Origin of the sequence: Streptomyces sp. ATCC 21386 (assembly GCF_018728545.1) — a bacterium.
In the GTDB taxonomy this organism is placed as follows: Bacteria; Actinomycetota; Actinomycetes; order Streptomycetales; family Streptomycetaceae; genus Streptomyces.
The window spans coordinates 521,362-539,005 of the sequence record NZ_JAAVVL010000001.1 but is presented as its reverse complement, the minus strand read 5'-3'; the positions used below and the strand labels follow the sequence as shown (position 1 = coordinate 539,005).

Below are 17,644 nucleotides of genomic sequence, written 5' to 3'. Positions count from 1 at the left end.
ACTCCGAAATTCGATGCAAAAGCCCTCAGGACCATGAAGTCGCAGGTCACAGCGGCGCGCCGAAAACCGGACACAAGCTGTGAACCGGCGACCTACGCATTTCGATGCGCAGACCAGCAGTGCCCGATTCGCCGGGTATCCAAGGTCAAGGAAAGCAGAAAACCCCAGGTCAAAGGCTCGACCCGGGGTTCACCATAGAGCCGCCTTCGGGATTCGAACCCGAGACCTACGCATTACGAGACCGGGAGCGATCGTGCTGCGTGGTGCCCGTTCGTGCTGCTGAGTGACGTATTTCCTGATCAGAGCATGTGCGGCCGGTTGGTCTGTGCTACCTCGTATTACGTCGTCCAAAGGCGTCCGGCCACCGGCTGGCCACCGGGACAGGCGCCGCGGGTGGCACGGAACCGGATCGCCCAGATTGTCGGCCTCCCACAGGACCCTCCTGTCGGCGTCACCGAGACAGCATCTTCGTCGTGCGCGGGTACCGATAGCCGCAAGGAAAACACCACGCTTCAAGCGGGGAACCGGCGTCATCCTCTGCTGGTGGACGTATCTCTTCCCGACCAACTGGGCACAGTTTAACGAGAGTCCTGCGTGTCTGCGCGAGGAGTGACCCAACAGCCGAATCTCCCCGCGTCGCCCGAGCCGAGGACGGTACAGCAGAAAGTCCTTTGGGATGATAAAACTACGGGAGCGCCAGCGCGAGCCCGCCCTCGGCTCAACATTCAATCAGTCCGAAAAATCTCCGATGGCCACACTCCAGCGAATTTCGTACCAGAATCCACCCTCAAAATACGCCTCGGGGTCGATGCGGCGCACGTCGCCTTCAATCTCACGAGCGAGCATATTATCCCTCTCATCCCTCTCGCCCTCATCTTCCACGTCCTCCAGCGGGAATTTCTCCACAAACGCCTTGACGCATTCACTGAAGGCATCGATTGACGTGTTAACAAGACCAACTTCCGAGGAATCATGGATCCACTCCACAATATGGCCGGAATTCAGATCAAAGAGTGCGCTACCGAAAGCCCCCACAGCACCGAAGCGCAAAAAGTCCGCTCCATTCACAGAAATACGCTCAAGGGATCCCGCGGGTCGATAGGCATTTCCAATCGAATTCCCAGGAACCCTCAGCGAGGCGCGAACTCCAAGTGAATTCCCTGCCCCCTCTACCAAATCAACGAACTCGAAGGCGAGACTTGAATCACCAGATGTCATTACATCCCTCACAAGGAAAGCCGGGGCGCCCAGCATACACCGAGCACCCCACCCCGTCTCGACCTCACGGCCCACTGAAGAGATCATCGATAGCCCGCTTCAGCGCCGCATTACTCTTATCCCTATCCACGCCATTCCAGCGATAACTATAGGTCACATTGATATCTTTGACCAGTCCGGCGCACTTGTTTGCACAGGGTTCACGTTCGGTGTACAGATCGACTATTTTACGGCCCCCAGCCTGCTGAATCAGATCTTCTTCGGCGTGTATACCTTTCGCCGACCGTCCGACAAGGATTGTCCCGTCATCCAGTCGCGCAGCTCCGTAATTTCCGGTCTTCTTCTTATCTATCAGACGCTGAAGTTGCACTGACTTGCTCAGATCGCTACCACCATAAGCGACCTCGCTTGCATTACCGCCGCCTCCAGATTCCGCGGCCCCATCAGCTTCCCTGAAGGCTCTACCAAGCTTGTCGGAACCAGACGAAGCCATCGCAGCTCCGCTGATGGTCATACCGCCGCCGACAACTACTTGACCTGCACCAACCGGGCACAGGACCCCGGTGCCGCATTCCACAACTCCGGATGCTGTGACAGCGAGTCCAGCGCCGCCCCAGAGAGACCCTCCCACTGTTTCAAGCAGGCCGGACCAGAAGTCGCCGTTGCTCAGCAGACTGCCGAGGTAGTTACCAACGTGCACCTCTGTGTCGCTTGGTTCGACATTACTGCCCCAGCAACGGCCATACGCACAGGACAACACCTCACCGCGATCACTGATGATTGTCTGACCACTGTTGCCATTTGCGGACGCTGTTCCGCTGCTCTTCTTGGTCGTCCCGCTGCTCCCACGCAGCACTCCGTCAGGATTGTTCTTGATGTGCTTAGGCTCGCTACCGACATTGCAGGTTCCCGTGAGGCCGCAGTCAGCGCCACCAGGGTCCATAAGTCCTGTGGGGTCGGAGGACGAGGCAGGGTTGTTTCTGACGTACGTGTAACCGTTAAGGGATTGGTGCTGGTCCGGCACCAGGACCGGGTCGACGCTGACGAACTGGCCCGTCTTCGGGTCGTACTCGCGTGCCCCGACGTGTGTCAGCCCCGTGCCGGCGTCGGTCGGCTTGCCCAGGAAGGTCTTGTCGTCCGGCCACGGACCCGTCGCCGTACCGCGCGACGCGCCAAACGGTGACGTGTACCGCTTCGTAATCGCGTACGTCGTCGCGTCGAGCGTGATGCTGGACGTGCCGTGATGGTCGGAGGCGAGGAAGCTCAGCTTCGTACCCGCCGTGCCCACGGTTGCCGAACGCACCGCGATCGTCTGGCCGTTCGCCGAGTAGTAGCGCGTGCCGGAGAGGGTCTTCGTCGTGCCCTTGACCGTCAGGCGGACCTCCGTGCCGCCCAGGTACAGGACCGTGTCGCCGTCGCCCTTGGCGCGGCGGATCAGTAGCTCGCCATCGGCGTCGTAGAGGTAGCTCGTCTCCGCCGTGCCCTCGGTGGTCTTGGCGAGTTTGCCCTCGCCGTTCCAGAGGAGGGACTGCTTGGCGGCTGGGCCGGGTCGGGACGTGGTGTTGCCGTTCGCGTCGTAGTCGTAGTCGGCCGCCCTGTCGCCCGTCGTGTTGTCCAGGGTGTGGGGCTTCTTGTCGCCGGCCGTGCTCGTGTCGTCGTACGTGTACGTCGTCGTGCTGTCGCCCGTACCGGCGTGCTTGGTCTCCGTCTTGCGCTGGCCGGCCGCCGTGTACGTGTACGACGTCCAGTACGGGGCCGCACCGTCGATGTTCGATGTCGTACGGCCGGAAGCCGCGCAGTCGGCCGTCTTCGGGGTCCAGGACTCCGTCAGGCGGCGGTGGCCGTCGTAGGTGAAGCACTGGTAGTCGGGCTTCGCCGTTCCGCCCTGGGTGGCAGCGTCGAAGATCGAGGTGACGTTGCCCGCGTCATCCTGGGTGAACTTCAGCTCCTGCGGCATGTAGCCGTGCACGTCGTCGGTGACGTAGGAGCGGGTCAGGCGGCGAGTGCCGGACTCGTAGTCCCAGTTCAGGTAGGCCTTTTTGGCCGAGGACGTGCCGTCCTTGCCCACCGTGAGCTGACGCAGGTCACCCTGCGGAGAGAACACCGCACCCTGCAGATAACCGCTCGTCCCCGTCGACTCGATCTGCTGGCCGGTCGCGTTGTACTCGTAACCGACCGATTCCGAAGGGAGACCACCCACCGCCGGATGGGAGGACAGGCTGACCGTCCCATCCAGACGGTAACCCGTCGCGAACGACAGGGTCTCCGGCACGAAGCCCCCCGCCACCAGCTCATCACTCTTGGGGAGCAGGAGCTGGCTCTCCTTCACCTGGTACAGAGGGTCGTACGACGTGATCTTCTTCGTGTACGCCTTGCCGGGCGCCACCGATCCACCGTCGTAGCGGACCGCCGTGTCCAGCTGTCCCTTGGCCAGCGTGTCGAAGGTCCAGGCCGCGAGCTTGTTCGCGTCCGTCTTCGTGCCCTGCCACAGGCCGGTCTTCCGGTTCAGCTCGTCGTAGCCGTAGAGGAGCTTCTTGCTCTCCTCCTCTACGTTGAAGGACGACTCGACCCGATCGAGGCTGTCATAGACCGACTTCGCCGTGCCCTTGTCCGGGTCGGTCGCGGTGACCTGACGACCAAACAGGTCGTAGGTGTACGACCACGCCGCCTTGTCCGGGCCGGTGATCGTTTCCTGCTGTCCGGCGTCCGTGTACGTGTAGGTGGTCGTCGTGTAGTCCGTGCCCGTCGGGTTCGGGCCCGCGTACTCGCGGCGTTCGGTCGTCTGGCCGAGGGCGTTGGTGATCACTGCGGTGGCCTGGCCGCCGGGCGGGGCGGACGAGGTAACCATGTCTCCGGTGTACGTGGACTCCGTGGTCCAGCGGGTCACGCCGTGCGTCTTCGTGACCGCCTTGGTGGCGCGGCCGGCGCCGTCGTACGTCGTGTCGGTCTGGATCGGGGCCTGGCTGCCCTCCGTCTGCACCGGAGTGCCGGACGGGGCGGAGGTGTTGTCCCAGATGTCGCCCTGCGCGCTGATCGCCAGCCCACGGCTGTCGTAGCGCGTCAGCGAGACCAAGCGTCCCCCGACCGGGGTCGGGGTCTGGACCTGCCGGGTGCGCAGGAGGTTGTCGTAGAACTCGTAGGTGGTGTTGTAGCCGGAGCCGTCGCCCTTCATCGCACCGGTCGACACCCAGGACAGGCCCGAGTTGGTGATGTTGTAGGCGTAGACGTAGTTCGGCTTCTGGCTGACGACCTTGAGGCGATTGGGCAACCAGACGCTGGTGACACGGCCGAGGCTGTCGTACTCGGACTCGGTGATCCTGTTGTTCGCGTCGGTCACCTTCAGCGGCGCACCTGTCGCGAACGACACAGCGGTCGTGGCCTTGTGACCCTTGATGTTGGTGACACTGCTGGAAGTCAGCGGGCCGGCGTCCGCCGGGACATAGGCCGTGTCCGTGACCAGTCCGTTGTTGGTGTCCTTGATCAGACGCGGACGGCCGAGCGCGTCGTACGTCGTGGTTGCCATCTTCTGCCAGGCCGGTGCGTCGTCGCTGCCGTAGGACTTGGCACGGCCTGCCCAGACCGCCTCACCCTTCGTGGGCTTCTGCGATGCCGACCAGGCTGTGGTGGTGGCGTCGTCGTAGACCGTGGCGGTGTCGGAGATGACGTCGCCGGGGCGGGTGGAGTCCGCCGGGAGGTCGAGGGCGGAGTCCGTCGTGGCGCACGCCTTGGCGACCGTCCGGTTGCGGGAGACAAGGGAGTTGATGCCGTTGTCGGCGTTGCGGGCGTACCAGGTGCGGGTGCACTTCTCATCGCCCGTGACGGCCGCGTCGCCCTCGTCCTCGGTCGTGCTGACCATGCCGAAGTCGTCGTACGTGTACGAGATGCGATGCGCTCGGTTGACGGCGGTGCCGGTGGTCGTCACCCGAGTGCGGTCCGTCTTGCTGGCGACCCGCACCATGTACGCCTCGGTGTCGGCGTAGGACTTGTGCTGAGTGGCGGTCTTCTCGGACCAGATGGTGTTGATGGTTCCGGAGACCTCGGCGGACCCGTTGTAGGTGACGCTCTCCCGGACGAAGCCGGCGTACTGATCACGGTCCGTGGCCGCGCCAGCGAGGATGCCCGTCACCGACGCCGACTTGCGGTTGTCCGGGTGCGGTGTCCTGCCGTCCGTGCCGAGGACCCGGTCGCCGTTCATGCCCTGCATGTAGACCGTGACCGTCTTCAGCTGAGCCGTGTCGCTGGTACCCGTCAGGTGCGTGACCCGCTGGAAACCCCGCCAGAGCGACCAGGTGCGCTCCTTCTCCGGGACGAACGGGTCCTCGTTGTAGTGCCAGGCCGGGGTCGAGTACTGGTAGGTGTGCTGGACGGCCTCCGTGCCGCCGTCCGGGGCGGAGGTGATCACGGAGGTGACCGGGTACTTCTGGAACCAGTCGAGGATCGGGGTCTGTTCACCGTTGGGCGACCAGTACACCGGGTAGCAGCGCTTGGTGTTCTCGTCGACCTTGGGCATGGTCTGCCCGTGGACGCAGTCGGCCTCCATGTACGACACGGTCGTCACCGCGCCCGCCTCGGACGTGATCGTCTTCAAGCGCGGTTTATCGAAGGAGAGGATGTTGTCGCTCTGGCCGTCGACGCGATTGGGGAGCAGTGTGTGCTGGAACGTCACCGGCGGCAGGGCGAGGTCGGTGCCGCGCTTGCCGGTGTGCTTGATCTCCTTCAGCCACAGCGACTGGTCGGCGGAGTCCCCCGTGTCGCCCGGGTCGGGGTAGCTGTGCTGGAGCGCCCAGTTGTCGACGGCCGCGTACGCGGGTGTCGACGCCGCCGCGTTCCACGCGTACGTGGTGAGGCCGGTCAGCCGCTTGCGGGTGAAGAAAGAGGGTCCGGTGTTTCCGGTGCACTTGTCGCCGTTCTTGCAGACGGCGTCGAAGGGCACGTCGGGCCAGTTGTCCCGCGTGTCCTCGGTGAGCGAGTCACAGCCGGTGCCGGAGGCGACACAGCGCTCGGAGTAGTCGAGGACGACCTTGTTCGAGGCTGCGGGGGTGGCGGAGAAGAGGGCGCCCTTGCGCTGGCCGTAGCGGATCTCCTTGAGGTATCCGCCGCGGACGTACTCGGTGCCGGTGGTGTCGTCGCCGAGCATGTCGTAGTGGTTGGTCTCGGCCTGGTACCAGTAGCTCATCGCGTTGCCGTGGGTGTCCTCGACGTAGTCGAGGTTCCACCGCCAGGCCTGCTTCTTCTCCCGGCCGGAGAAGCCGCTGCCACTGCCGTAGCCGGGTTCACCGGAGTCGTCGCCGAAGACGGGGACGGTCCAGACCGACTCCGTGCGGTCGCTCGTCCCCGCGCCGTCGAGCTTGTTCAGGCCGAAGACGTACTTGGTGCCGTCACCCGTGACGACCGTCCAGTACTCGCCCTTGTCACCCTGCGAGGTGTCGGTCTTCGCGTCACCGTCGTCGCCGTTGTCGGCACCGACGGAGTGCGTGACCGTGGAGGCGTCGTCGTTCTTCAGGCGCCACCGCTTGGTGGTGTCGTCCTTGACGAGCTCGGTCGCCTTGCCGTTCAGGACGAGCGAGGCGTTCTCGTACTTCCAGCACAGATCGAACTTGTCGTCCTGCCCGTCGTCGTCACAGGAGCCGTACTTACGCTCGACGTAAGAGGAGGTGAGGTCAAAACCCTCGCCGACCTGGCTGCTCTGGTTGTTCGTGTTGGCGGTACGGCCGTCCACGGCGCCGGAGTCGTACGAGATCGACAGCCCGGGGGCGGGCCCGGCCGCGGCCGGCGGGGTGCGCAGCGGGTAGGACCAGGTGAACGTGCCGGCCGAACCGCCCGCCTCCCACGTCGAGGAGGACGACAGAGGAGTCGCCTTGTAGTCGCCGCCACCGGACTGGGTACCAGCGGCCACAGCGAGGACCATCGTCTCGGCGCGGGACGCAGCCGGCTTGAACGCCAGCGTCGACGAAAGGCGCTCCCCGGCCCGGTCGTTGACCGAAACGAGAGGCTTGGGAGCACGGCACTTACCCGTACCGCTGTCGCTGAGCAGACACGCAGGGAACTTCAACAAATTAAGACGGCCGGCCCAGTCACCGCCATAGGCGGAGGCGAACGCCGAATAGTCGACACCCAGCCGGGCCTGCCCGCCCGTCTTAGGCCCGGTGACCTTGAGCACCACACCCTTGACGCCGAGCTTCTCGGCGGTCTTCTGGTCGAGGACCTCGACCTTGACCGAATCGGCCGTGCGCGGCCGCTTCTTGCCCTTGGCAGCCTTCGGTTCGGTGAGCGAAACCGGCAACGAACCGGGGGTCCCCTTGGCTCTACCCGATGCGGACAAAGAGAGCGTTGCCGAGCCGCTGCCCGGCCAGGTGACCTTCCGTGCTCTGTCCTGACCGGCGCGCTTCGCCGCGGCACGGTTCGCGGACTCGATCTTCTCCCCCAGCGCCGCGACCTTCTTGTTCGTCTTCACCGTCCACGGGGAGACCTTGGTCGCCTTCGGGGCTTCCAGATCAGGCCTGCCCAGTGGGTCCGCGTCAGCCGCAAACACCACCGGTGTCAGCAGGCCGGGCAGCATCGCGAAGCCCACCACCGAGGCGATGCGCCTCGTCCAGACGCGTCTGCCAGATATGGCTGTCCCCGCTCCGGACGAGCCTGGGGCGAACTGGGTCATGACAAGTCTCCTTGCGGCGACAGCTCCGCTGAAACGGCGCGCGCCGTTGAAGGTCAATGGAAGAGAGCAGGGAAGCTCGCTGGGGCGGGCTCGCGCGATCTACGTGGACGGCTCGGCGATCTGGCTCAGTACCTGTTCCTTCGGCATGGCACCGGACCACACACGGAACTTCGCCAAATCACCCGGCAAGTAGTGGCCAGTGGTACCGCCCGCCGAACCCCGACCGACCGAGAGCGTGCCCGAACCCTGCTGAGCGGCTTCCAGCCCGTCGTCTTCCTCGCTCTGCTGGGGGAATTGACCGACGTACAGCTGGGCCACCCCAAGTCCCTCTGTCCCGTCAGAAGCGCTGAAGGGCTTCACGGCATCGAAGACTCCGGTGACATCGACCCATGTGCCGAACTCGTTTTCGCCGATCAGCTCCTGGGCCACGGAGACGGAGCTGTCGACCACCTTTCCGGTTGAGTCGACTGCCGTCCGACCGAACTTCCACTGGTAGGCGCCGTCCGCGGCCTTCTCCACCCACAGGGCCCAGGAGGACTCCTTGCCCGCCGGAGTCGCCTGCGCAGCGACCACTCCTCGGTAGCCGTCGGGCTTGGAGTCCAGCAGAGCCTTGTTGAGTCGTACGCGGGCGGACACCGTGAAGGATCCGGTCTCGTCGATCACCGGGCCCGTCCGCGAGGCGTAACCCGAGGTGCCGTCGAGCACGAGCGCTGTGGCGTCCTGACCGGTCAGTTCGGCGCCGCCCGCCAGGGTCAGACCACCGCGTTGGTACGGAAACGACGTACTGGCCGGGTTGTCGGGGTCTTCCGAACTCTCCGAGACCTTCGTACCGGACGAGATGGTGGCGTCCCAGTGTGCGACCAGCTCATCGGTCGGCACATCGTCCATCTTCAGCTGGTGTTCCTCGCGGATCTGCTCAGGCTGCTGTGCCTCCTGCCACACCGCGACCTCATCCAGCCGTCCACGGAAGTACTCGCCGTACACACCGCCGACCTTCGAGACTCCGAACATCAGGTTCCGGTCCGCAGCCCAGGGCGTGTACGTCGACGCGGCGTCGGACAGCACGACCGGATCGCCCTGCGGCTTTCCGTTGACGTACAGCTGGATCGTGTCGTTGCTCTTGTCCGCGTCCTTCTTCGCATCGAAGACCGCGGCCAGATGGGTCCAGACCCGCAGCGGAGGATTGGCCTCATCGGCCACCGAGCGGATGTAGACCGGGCTGTCCTTGTCCTGGTCGGTCCGGTTGAACACCCACTTCTTGTACGTGGACGAGTAGTAGAGCGTGAACGCCGATCCCCGGTCGCCGGGTGCGGACAGCACCGTTCTGTTCGCGGAGGCGTCCGTCAGGTAGGTCCATGCCGATACGGTGAAGGAGTCCTGGGTGTTGACGGCGGGTCCGTCGGTCGACGCGTAGCCGGTCTGCTTGGCGGGGTCCGTGCTGTCGTTCAACCAGAGCGAGTAATCACCCGCGCCACGGCGGGCCATCGTCGACCAACCTGTGCCTGCCGTGTCGCGCAGGACGGCCTTGTGGCGTGTTCCGACCTCGCCGGTGTCCTGGGCATCCACCACCTTCGATCCCGGCGTGCCGTCGTCGAAGCGCCAGCGGCCCGACGGACCTGGCGGCAGCCCCACCTTGAGGACGAACTCCGCCGGCGGTCCCCAGCGCACCCGCCCGTCCTTGTCCAGCTTGAGGTCGCTGGCCTCCACCGACAAGGTCTGTGTGCCGGGCAGGCCTGGGGTGATGTCCTTTCGAGTCACGGGCGCGTTCGTCGTCGCGGCGTTGACCTGCTTGGTCGCACCCGCGCCCGTAGAGAGGAACCGCCAGCGGTAAGCCTTCACGTCGTTGTCGGAAGTGTTCGGCCGGAAGGTGAAGGTGCCTGCCACCCCCGGGGCGCCGTTCGGTGCACAGTCATTGACCGTGCACTCGGTGTACGGCTGCCCGGACACGATGGTCGGTGCCTTGGGTGCGGTCGAGTCGATCCTCAGGTAGCACCAGGAGGAGTACGGCGAGAACAGGTCGCCGGACCTGCCGTCATAGCTCCAGTGCGACTGGGTACGAGCACGGAATCGATAGAGACCTCCGTCCGCCCGGTTCGTCGTGGTGATGTGCAGAAGGTCGCCGTCCGTCGCCCACCCCTCAGCCGGTCTGTACCCGCTCCACACCTGCGACCAGGTCCCCTTGGTCGTGTCGGTACTGGAACGCTGCATGGCGAACTCGGCCTGCAGGGCGGGCGTCGTCTCGCCAGCACCCGGCTGCACAAGGGTCTGCACCCGCGCGTGAAGCGTCGGCGTGAGCACCGTCACGGTCAGCGGGTCCGACGATGGTCGGCATGGCCCGGTCTTGTTGCCGGTTCCGGGAATCGCGCCCACGGTGGTCGGTACACCCGGCTTGTGCACGTACCAGACCTTGAGCTCGGCGTTGTTGTCGAACCGCTTCCAAGCGCGCGGTTCGGTCTCGTCCTTGGCCCGCAGCATCAGCGTCAGCCGCGGGAACTTGCCCGCCGCGAAGGCCCGCACAGTGGAGGCGAGATTCTCATCAGACTCCGCGGGGTTGTCGTTGAACTCGACCCACATGTTGGGCTGTTCAGGACTGCACAGGTCACCGCGGCCCGCCGAGACGTATTTGTCGCCCATCTGGTCGAGCTGCTTGGGACCGGGCCAGCGGGTGCCCTCCGAGATGTTGTCCGTGCGCTCCAGGTCCACCCAGTACGGCGTGCAGTTGAACGACCAGGTCTCGTACGCCCGGAACGTCGCGTCCAGCACATGCTTGCCGGCCAGCTTTCCGGGACCGAACTCGAAGTACATGCGATCCGTGTAGCCGGGACCGCAGGCGTAGCCGTCCGCGACACCACACCGGCCGACGCCCTTGGGCTCGGTGAACTTCCAGAACTTGTCACCGTCCGACGACAGCTTCGTCCACTCGGAGACACCCAGTCCCACGGGCGGGTCGATGAAGACCGGGTACACCGTCTCCTGGCCGCGGAGCAGTTCCAGGTCCGGCTTCACCGAGACGGTGCCGTCCCCCACCGTCACCGGCAACTCCGCCGAGGCGTCCCCCTCACCGGGGTGGGAGAGATCCTCGACAGCGGCCTCGGCCTCGGCCTCCGAGGCAGCGGCCTTGGACAGGAGTTGGGTCTGCGGCCCGGCGACCGCATCGTCTCCCGCCGAGTCCCACATCTGTCCCGCAGGCCCCCGGAACACCGCATTCCCGTCGGCGTCCACAGCACGCAGCCCGCCGCCCTCACCAGGCACGACACTCAGGCCGGACCCTGTGGCCGTAAGGCTGATGTGCTCCAGCTCAGCGCTGTCAGCGGCTTCGGCGGACCTGACCACGAGCACCTCGCGGTAGCCCTCGGCCGTCGCCGTCATCTGCAGATCCACCCCGTCGACCGGCACGTTCGCGTACGTCGCCGTGGCACCGTCCAGCGTCGGCGTCGGCAGGGAGGTGGGCCAGCCCATCCTCAGCTCCTGGCCGTCACGCCCGAGGCGCAGCAGCCCTGCTCCGTCACCGCCGCCCGAAAAGGCCATGTCCACCACGGCGGCTTTCGGTCCAACCGTCCCGTCGGAACGTTTTTCCAGAGTGACATCAACGTCCTGCCACGTGCCGTCCTCGGCCCGTGCGCGCTGCGGTTGTGTCGACTGAGTGAGAGTGAAGGTACCGTCGGGGTTCGCCACGGTCGTCGTGTACTCGGTCCGCTCCGACGGCACTTCCACCGGTTCACCGGTTGCCGCCGCACGCTCCGAGGCCGACTGCTCGGTCAGCGCCGATGCGGGAACTGCGGCTGCCGCGTCGCTCACGCTCGCGATCGACACAACGGGCAACAGCGACAACAGCGTCGCCGCTGCCGAGATCCCACCGACTACACGATGCGAACGACCTCTTCGCATCTGAACATGGCGATGCCCCCGCCTCAACCCCACGAACCCACCCCGTAGTCACAGAACCTTCATAGATCCCGCGATCTAACGCGACCTCAGTTCCCGACGTCAACGTGACCCGCATCACAAATTGGACTGCCGGATCACCTCTGAGCTGGGACGACAGCGGGCGATTACCGACCAGTCGGGCGAACCTTCGAACGCCACACATCTTCACTCTCCGCACGCGAATGAAGGTCAAACGCACAGAACACGCCACTCTTCAACGACCGCTCGAGCAAACACCCCTACCGCCACAGCACGGCCGCTCCGCCTCGATGAGCTCCTTAACCTTCAACTACCGCTCACGACAGACTGGCAACACGGCACAGCAGAATCAGGCCAAGCGTCAACTCAAATGCCGTAGCGCATTGTTACGGGTGGCGATGGTCAACCCACCCTTGAGTCGAATGCCATCGGGTGCAGATCTTGCGACAGTGCCTGGCTGGGTGAAGCAGGGCCACAACGGTGCCGCACGAGAGGTAAAGCGACCTGCGACCGGGCCGCTTCACACCGGCGCCGACGACTCCACGGCAAGTGTCTCCACTGAGTCCTTTTCAAGCTGCGGTGCGACCGCGAGTTGGACTGCCCTGCGCAACGACGAAGCTCCTGGTAGACGGGTTCTCGACCAAGATCACCCGTGTCCGCCCAGGAGCTTCGCGTGCTTGTCTACCCGTCCTCGATTGATCTGTCCAGCCGCACCCTGCGGTTCCTGACCGGACAACTGACAGCCCGGCGGCAGGAGATCCGAACGCGGTGGCGGCGCCTTCCCGCCGCACGTCAGGCACTGCTCACCCTGGCCCATCTACGGTGCGGTGACACCTACGCCCAGCTCGCTGCCGGGTTCGGCATCGGGATTGCGACCGTCTACCGCTACATACGTGAAGCCGTCGAGGCCCTGGCCGCCCTCGCCCCGTCCCTGGCCGAGGCGATGAAGACGATCCGGACGAAGGCGTTCGTGATCCTCGACGGCACCCTGCTGCCGATCGACCGCATCGCCGCCGACACCCCGTACTACTCCGGGAAACACAAACGCCACGGCATGAACGTCCAGGTCCTCACTGATCCGTTCGGACGGCTGCTCTGGGCCTCGCCGGCTCTGCCCGGCTCGACTCACGACCTGACCGCCGCGCGGCAGCACGGCATCATCGAAGCCTTCGCCGATGCGGGACTCAAACGCTGGGCGGACAAGGCATATCAAGGCGCCGGCGGACCCGTCCGCGTACCGTTTCGGGGCCGCCGCCTCAAGCGATGGAAGCGTCGCCACAACACCACCCACGCCAAGATCCGCTGCCTCGGCGAGCGGGCCATGGCCACCATCAAGGGCTGGCGCCTCCTGCGGAAGCTCCGCTGCAGCACCAACCGAATCACCGATGTGGTGAAGGCCGGCCTCGTCCTTCACCACGCATCAGCGTGAGGTTAGAAAAGGCTCACTGTTCAGACTGCACAAGAGACGGGGCATCTGAGACAGCACCTGCAGGGCCGAGAGCGGATGCTCCCTGCACGCGCGCTGCACAAATGGCCACCGGATGGCCACCGGCGATCACTCCGAAATTCGATGCAGAAGCCCTCAGGACCATGAAGTCGCAGGTCACAGCGGCGCGCCGAAAACCGGACACAAGCTGTGAACCGGCGACCTACGCATTTCGATGCGCAGACCAGCAGTGCCCGATTCGCCAGATATCCAAGGTCAAGGAAAACAGAAAACCCCAGGTCAAAGGCTCGACCTGGGGTTCACAATAGAGCCGCCTTCGGGATTCGAACCCGAGACCTACGCATTACGAGACCATGAGCGATCGTGTTGACTGATGCCTCGCTGTGCTACGTGGTGACGTTTTTCCTGATCAGAGCACGTGCGATAGGTTGACCTGTGCCACCTCGTGATACACGGTCCAAAGGCGTCTGTCCACCGGCCGTCCACCGCCGGGGCTCTCACCGCCCCGCCAGTGAGACTGCCGCTGGGCTGCCGGCGATGCTGTCGAGCGGCTGGAGAGGCGGGCGAAGGTCACTGTGGGACCTCTACAGCCGTCCGCCAGCAGGCTCTCCACGGATGCTTCCCCTCCTGGCGCGGATGCGTTCCGCCGGGGTTGTGAACCGAGGCCATTTTCGTGTCTGACCCCGCTTGTTCCGATCGCGGCGTGCCGCGTCAGATCTGCAGAAGACCCTCGATCGTTTCAGCATCGGTCTCGCTGAGCAGGATCCGAACATCCCCCTTTCCGGGAACCGAGTACCAAAGTGTCACGAGGCCGGTGCGCCAGCTGGGCTCGCGGTGAACACGCGCGCATCGAGGCAGGTCCACCACGCCGCCGACTCGGCGCGCGAACGTCAATCCGCCATCCGCACCAACCTGGATTTTGCCGTACGTAGAGGCCTTCCTCCCCATCCCGGCCTCCCAAGACATCCAGGGCTTCGGCGTAGTCGAGTGGTGTCCGGTTCATGGCGGTTGCCGAGCTTCGCGGTGCTCCGGGAGCGGGGTGGGTACCGGTGTCCGGGGGCTGGCCAGCGACAATGAGCCTCATGGAGAGTGTTGTTGAGATCCATGTGCCCCTTGGGGGGGCTGCGGGCACTGTGGAGGGTTCCTATCTCTTCCCGTGGATCGACCAGGTCGAGGACTTCCTCGCCGAGCAGGAGGCGGCGGAGGTGTATGACGACGGTGAGGAGTACGGCGAGGCGTACGTCTTCTTCATCACCGGGGCCGCCGAGGAGGATCTCCTGGCCGTGGCATCTCGCGCGGCTGGTCTTGCAGGCATCCCGAGCGGAGTGTTCGCGATGGTCACCAGTGATGAGGCGGAGGAGATCGGCCTCGGACGACGTGTTGAGCTGCCGCTTGGTTAGTCCCCTGCCCAACCGGCGGTCGGCCGGGGCCCGGCTCTGGCTGCTGATGACTCGTGGAGAGCGTGACAGGCACGGACTCCCAAGATCATGGAGTTCTCGACGCCCCGTGATCCGAGTGGAAGACCGTGCCTGCCGACGCATCATCGCCGATCCCGCCTGCCCTTGACCAACTCCGTGGCCATCCACGGGCCGAACCCGCAGACGTGCCGGGTCTGCTGGAACGGCTGACCGAAGTACCCGACCCGCGTGATCCGCGCGGAGTACGGCATGCTCTGGTCGTCGTGCTCGCGCTCACCGCGTGCGCGGTACTGGCCGGGGCGAGGTCGCTGCTGGCAGTCGGCGAGTGGATCGCCGACGCCCCGCCGCAGGTGCTGCAAGCTGTCGGCGCGCCCCCCGATCCTCTGCTTCCCAAGCGGCTCCTGCCTGCGGAATCGACGGTTCGCCGACTGCTGGCGAGGGTCGACGGCGATGCCCTGGACCAGGCCGTGGGCCGGTGGCTCGCCGACCGCCGCTCCCGCACCGCGAGCGGCGGTCGGCGAGCTCTGGCCGTGGACGGCAAGAGCCTGCGCGGAGCAGCCAGGGCCAGGGGCAGGAAGATCCACCTGCTCGCCGCCCTGGACCACTCCACCGGCCTGGTCCTGGCCCAGCTGGACGTGCGGGAGAAGACGAACGAGATCACGTGCTTCCAGCCGCTGCTGGAGACCGTCGCCGACCTGGCCGGCACCGTGGTAACCAGCGACGCGCTGCACACCCAGCGCGACCACGCCGACTATCTGCTCGGCCGTGACGCCCACTACATCGTGATCGTCAAGGGCAACCAGAAGAAGCTGCGCAAGCAGATGAAATCCCTTCCCTGGAAGCGCATCCCGCTCCAGGGGCGCACCCAGAACGTCGGCCACGGCCGCTGCGAAATCCGTCGGATCAAGGTGGCCACCGTGAACAACCTGCTCTTTCCCGGCGCCCGTCAGGCCATCCAGATCAAGCGCCGGCGCACCGACCGCAAGACCGGCAAGACCACCGTGAAGACCGTCTACGCCGTCACCAGCCTCACCGCCGAGCAGGCCACCCCGGCCCAGCTCGCCCGACTCGTCCGTGACCACTGGAAGATCGAGGCCCTGCACCACGTCCGCGACACCACCTTCGCCGAAGACGCCTCCCAGCTGCGAACCGGCAACGCACCCCGCGCGATGGCCACCTGGCGCAACCTCGCCATCGGAGCCCTCCGCACGGCCGGAGTGAAGAACATCGCGGCCGGTCTCCGCCGCAACGCCCGCAACCCTCACCGACCCCTCTCACTCCTCGGCCTCGGATGACCACGAACCGGACGTCATGCGACTACGCCGAAGCCCTGCCAAGACATCCGGCACGGAAACTTCACAAGACCAGAATCGGCAAGTGCAGAATTCCTCCGAGCACCTCTCCTGCGAATCATGGAGCGCACAAACACCGCAACTCCCCAGCCGAATATCCCAAAAATGATAAATTCAATCAAGATTAACATCCGAACCTACCCATTAACTGAATAAACGAGCGGAAGAGGATCAGGGACCCGGACGACTATGAAATCAGATCCGTCAATCGCAAGGTTCCAGACAATGACCCCATCAGGCTGCATTTCAGCGTATGCCCCTTCGTCTTCCTGGCGAGAAAAATGACACGCAGACGAACAAGAAGAGAACCAACAGGAACGCCCCCGCCTGCCATCCGATCAGCAGCGTCAATGCAGCCACTGCCGCAGACCATGCGACTACCCCAAATCTGCATCCGCGGATTACCGAGCAGAACGAGAGGGGCTCCGGCCGGTCCGGCAGCCCAGCACTTTTGTCCACGGAAACATGATTGCGCGTTGCGCAGTAGAATGTATCCATTTGATCCTCGATATCTCCCATTGAGACAAGCTCAGGGGCGGCAGAAGAAACATCAACGGCCACCCCTGAGTATCCGCGCCACTCGTTGGGCTACTTAATTAAAGAGGCCGCATTGGTTCCAGAGGAGCGGCAGCCCTCCCTGCCGCGGTCCGGAAACTATGCTGTTGACTCGAGCATGGCCACCCTTGACAGCCCATCGCGACCACGAGAGGTTACCTCACTTGCGGATGGCACCGAGCAGTCCTCTCCCGAAGACTGTACCGAAAGCCATTCCTTTTACTTCCGCTTTCGCGGTTCTTAGCATGAATTGAGATGCTCCCCGTTCTCGCTCCTCATCTGTGGCGACCGCCATGTGGGCTCCCATTCCAGCAGTGAAAAGTGCAGCTGCTCCGACTGTGAACAGTCCGGCGCCACAGACAACCTATGCAATGCATGCTGCGGTTCCTACCGTAGCGAGCACACCGACGCCGATGTCTACACCTTTGTGTTTCCATCAGTCGACGCTGGTGACGTCCTTCTCGAATGAGTCCCACTTGTCACTGATGCCGTTCTTGATTTGACCGAAGATGCCATCCTTCTTGCGCCGTTCGGCTTCCTGTGCCTTGCGTCGGGCTTCGGCCTGGGCCTTACGTTCGGCTGCGGCTCGGGCGTTTGACTGTTCGGCTCACTGCATCTCCTTTTGTAAGGGAACGGCGAACAGCCCCCGCCATTAGTCGGGAGCCGTTCGTGTACCAGCGCGCCCCACTGGGCGGGGCTGGGCGGGGTCAACTGGGTGAGCAGTGAGCAGGGATTACCTTCGCCCGAGGGCAGCATCAGGCAGTGTGCGGAGACGTGCTCCCGCCCGCAATGAGAGCATTTCATTTTGTTTCCCTACCATTCTCCTGCTGGAGCTTTCTCCGAATGATCTTTCCGCATATCACTGCCCCTCCTATGGCGAACAATGGTGGAACGACAGCCGAGGTTGGGTCGCCCAGAGTGCGTGCCACCTGAGTGACGATCACGATCAGGATAGCCAGCGGGACCAGAGAGGCCAGGATAACCTTCCAGTTTTTCTTCATTCAGAGTCCTTCATTGTTCTTCACTGACTTCTCTATCCGCTTCAATGAACGTTCCAGTCGCGCGAAACTCATTCGGCTCACAACTCTGCTTG

Annotated in this window: 6 protein-coding genes and 1 pseudogene; 3 read left to right on the top strand and 4 right to left on the bottom strand. The window is 64.5% G+C overall.

Going from position 1 to position 17,644, the window contains the following annotated elements; all coding sequences use genetic code 11:
* Positions 1–729: 729 nt before the first annotated feature.
* The 3 genes from GWK25_RS02365 to GWK25_RS02355 all read right to left on the bottom strand — a co-directional run bounded on the left by GWK25_RS02365 (position 730) and on the right by GWK25_RS02355 (position 11,401).
* Positions 730–1,305, bottom strand: coding sequence for an SUKH-4 family immunity protein (locus tag GWK25_RS02365; protein WP_215448276.1), 576 nt, complete (start codon positions 1,303–1,305; stop codon positions 730–732).
* Positions 1,283–7,873 carry an RHS repeat-associated core domain-containing protein gene (locus GWK25_RS02360; RefSeq protein ID WP_215448275.1) on the bottom strand — a complete coding sequence of 2,197 codons (6,591 nt, stop codon included), beginning with the start codon at positions 7,871–7,873 and terminating at the stop codon, positions 1,283–1,285. Before GWK25_RS02360 ends, GWK25_RS02365 begins: the two co-directional genes overlap by 23 nt.
* A gap of 99 nt (positions 7,874–7,972) precedes the next feature.
* A complete protein-coding gene (locus GWK25_RS02355; protein WP_251828669.1) occupies positions 7,973–11,401 on the bottom strand; it encodes a LamG domain-containing protein in 3,429 nt (1,142 codons plus the stop codon).
* Positions 11,402–12,452: 1,051 nt separating this feature from the next.
* On the opposite strand from GWK25_RS02355, the gene GWK25_RS02350 reads away from it, so the two are divergent.
* The 3 genes and pseudogenes from GWK25_RS02350 to GWK25_RS02340 all read left to right on the top strand — a co-directional run.
* Entirely contained in the window at positions 12,453–13,208 is a 756-nt protein-coding gene (locus GWK25_RS02350; protein ID WP_215448273.1) for a transposase family protein, read from the top strand.
* A gap of 1,100 nt (positions 13,209–14,308) precedes the next feature.
* A complete protein-coding gene (locus GWK25_RS02345; protein ID WP_251828668.1) occupies positions 14,309–14,626 on the top strand; it encodes a hypothetical protein in 318 nt (105 codons plus the stop codon).
* 125 nt (positions 14,627–14,751) lie between these two features.
* Positions 14,752–15,780 (top strand): annotated as a pseudogene (locus tag GWK25_RS02340) (ISAs1 family transposase); the annotation flags it as partial.
* 1,571 nt (positions 15,781–17,351) lie between these two features.
* Here GWK25_RS02340 and GWK25_RS02335 read toward each other — a convergent pair.
* Positions 17,352–17,552, bottom strand: a complete 201-nt coding sequence (locus tag GWK25_RS02335; protein ID WP_215448270.1) for a hypothetical protein — start codon at positions 17,550–17,552, stop codon at positions 17,352–17,354.
* Between the last annotated feature and the right edge of the window lie 92 nt (positions 17,553–17,644).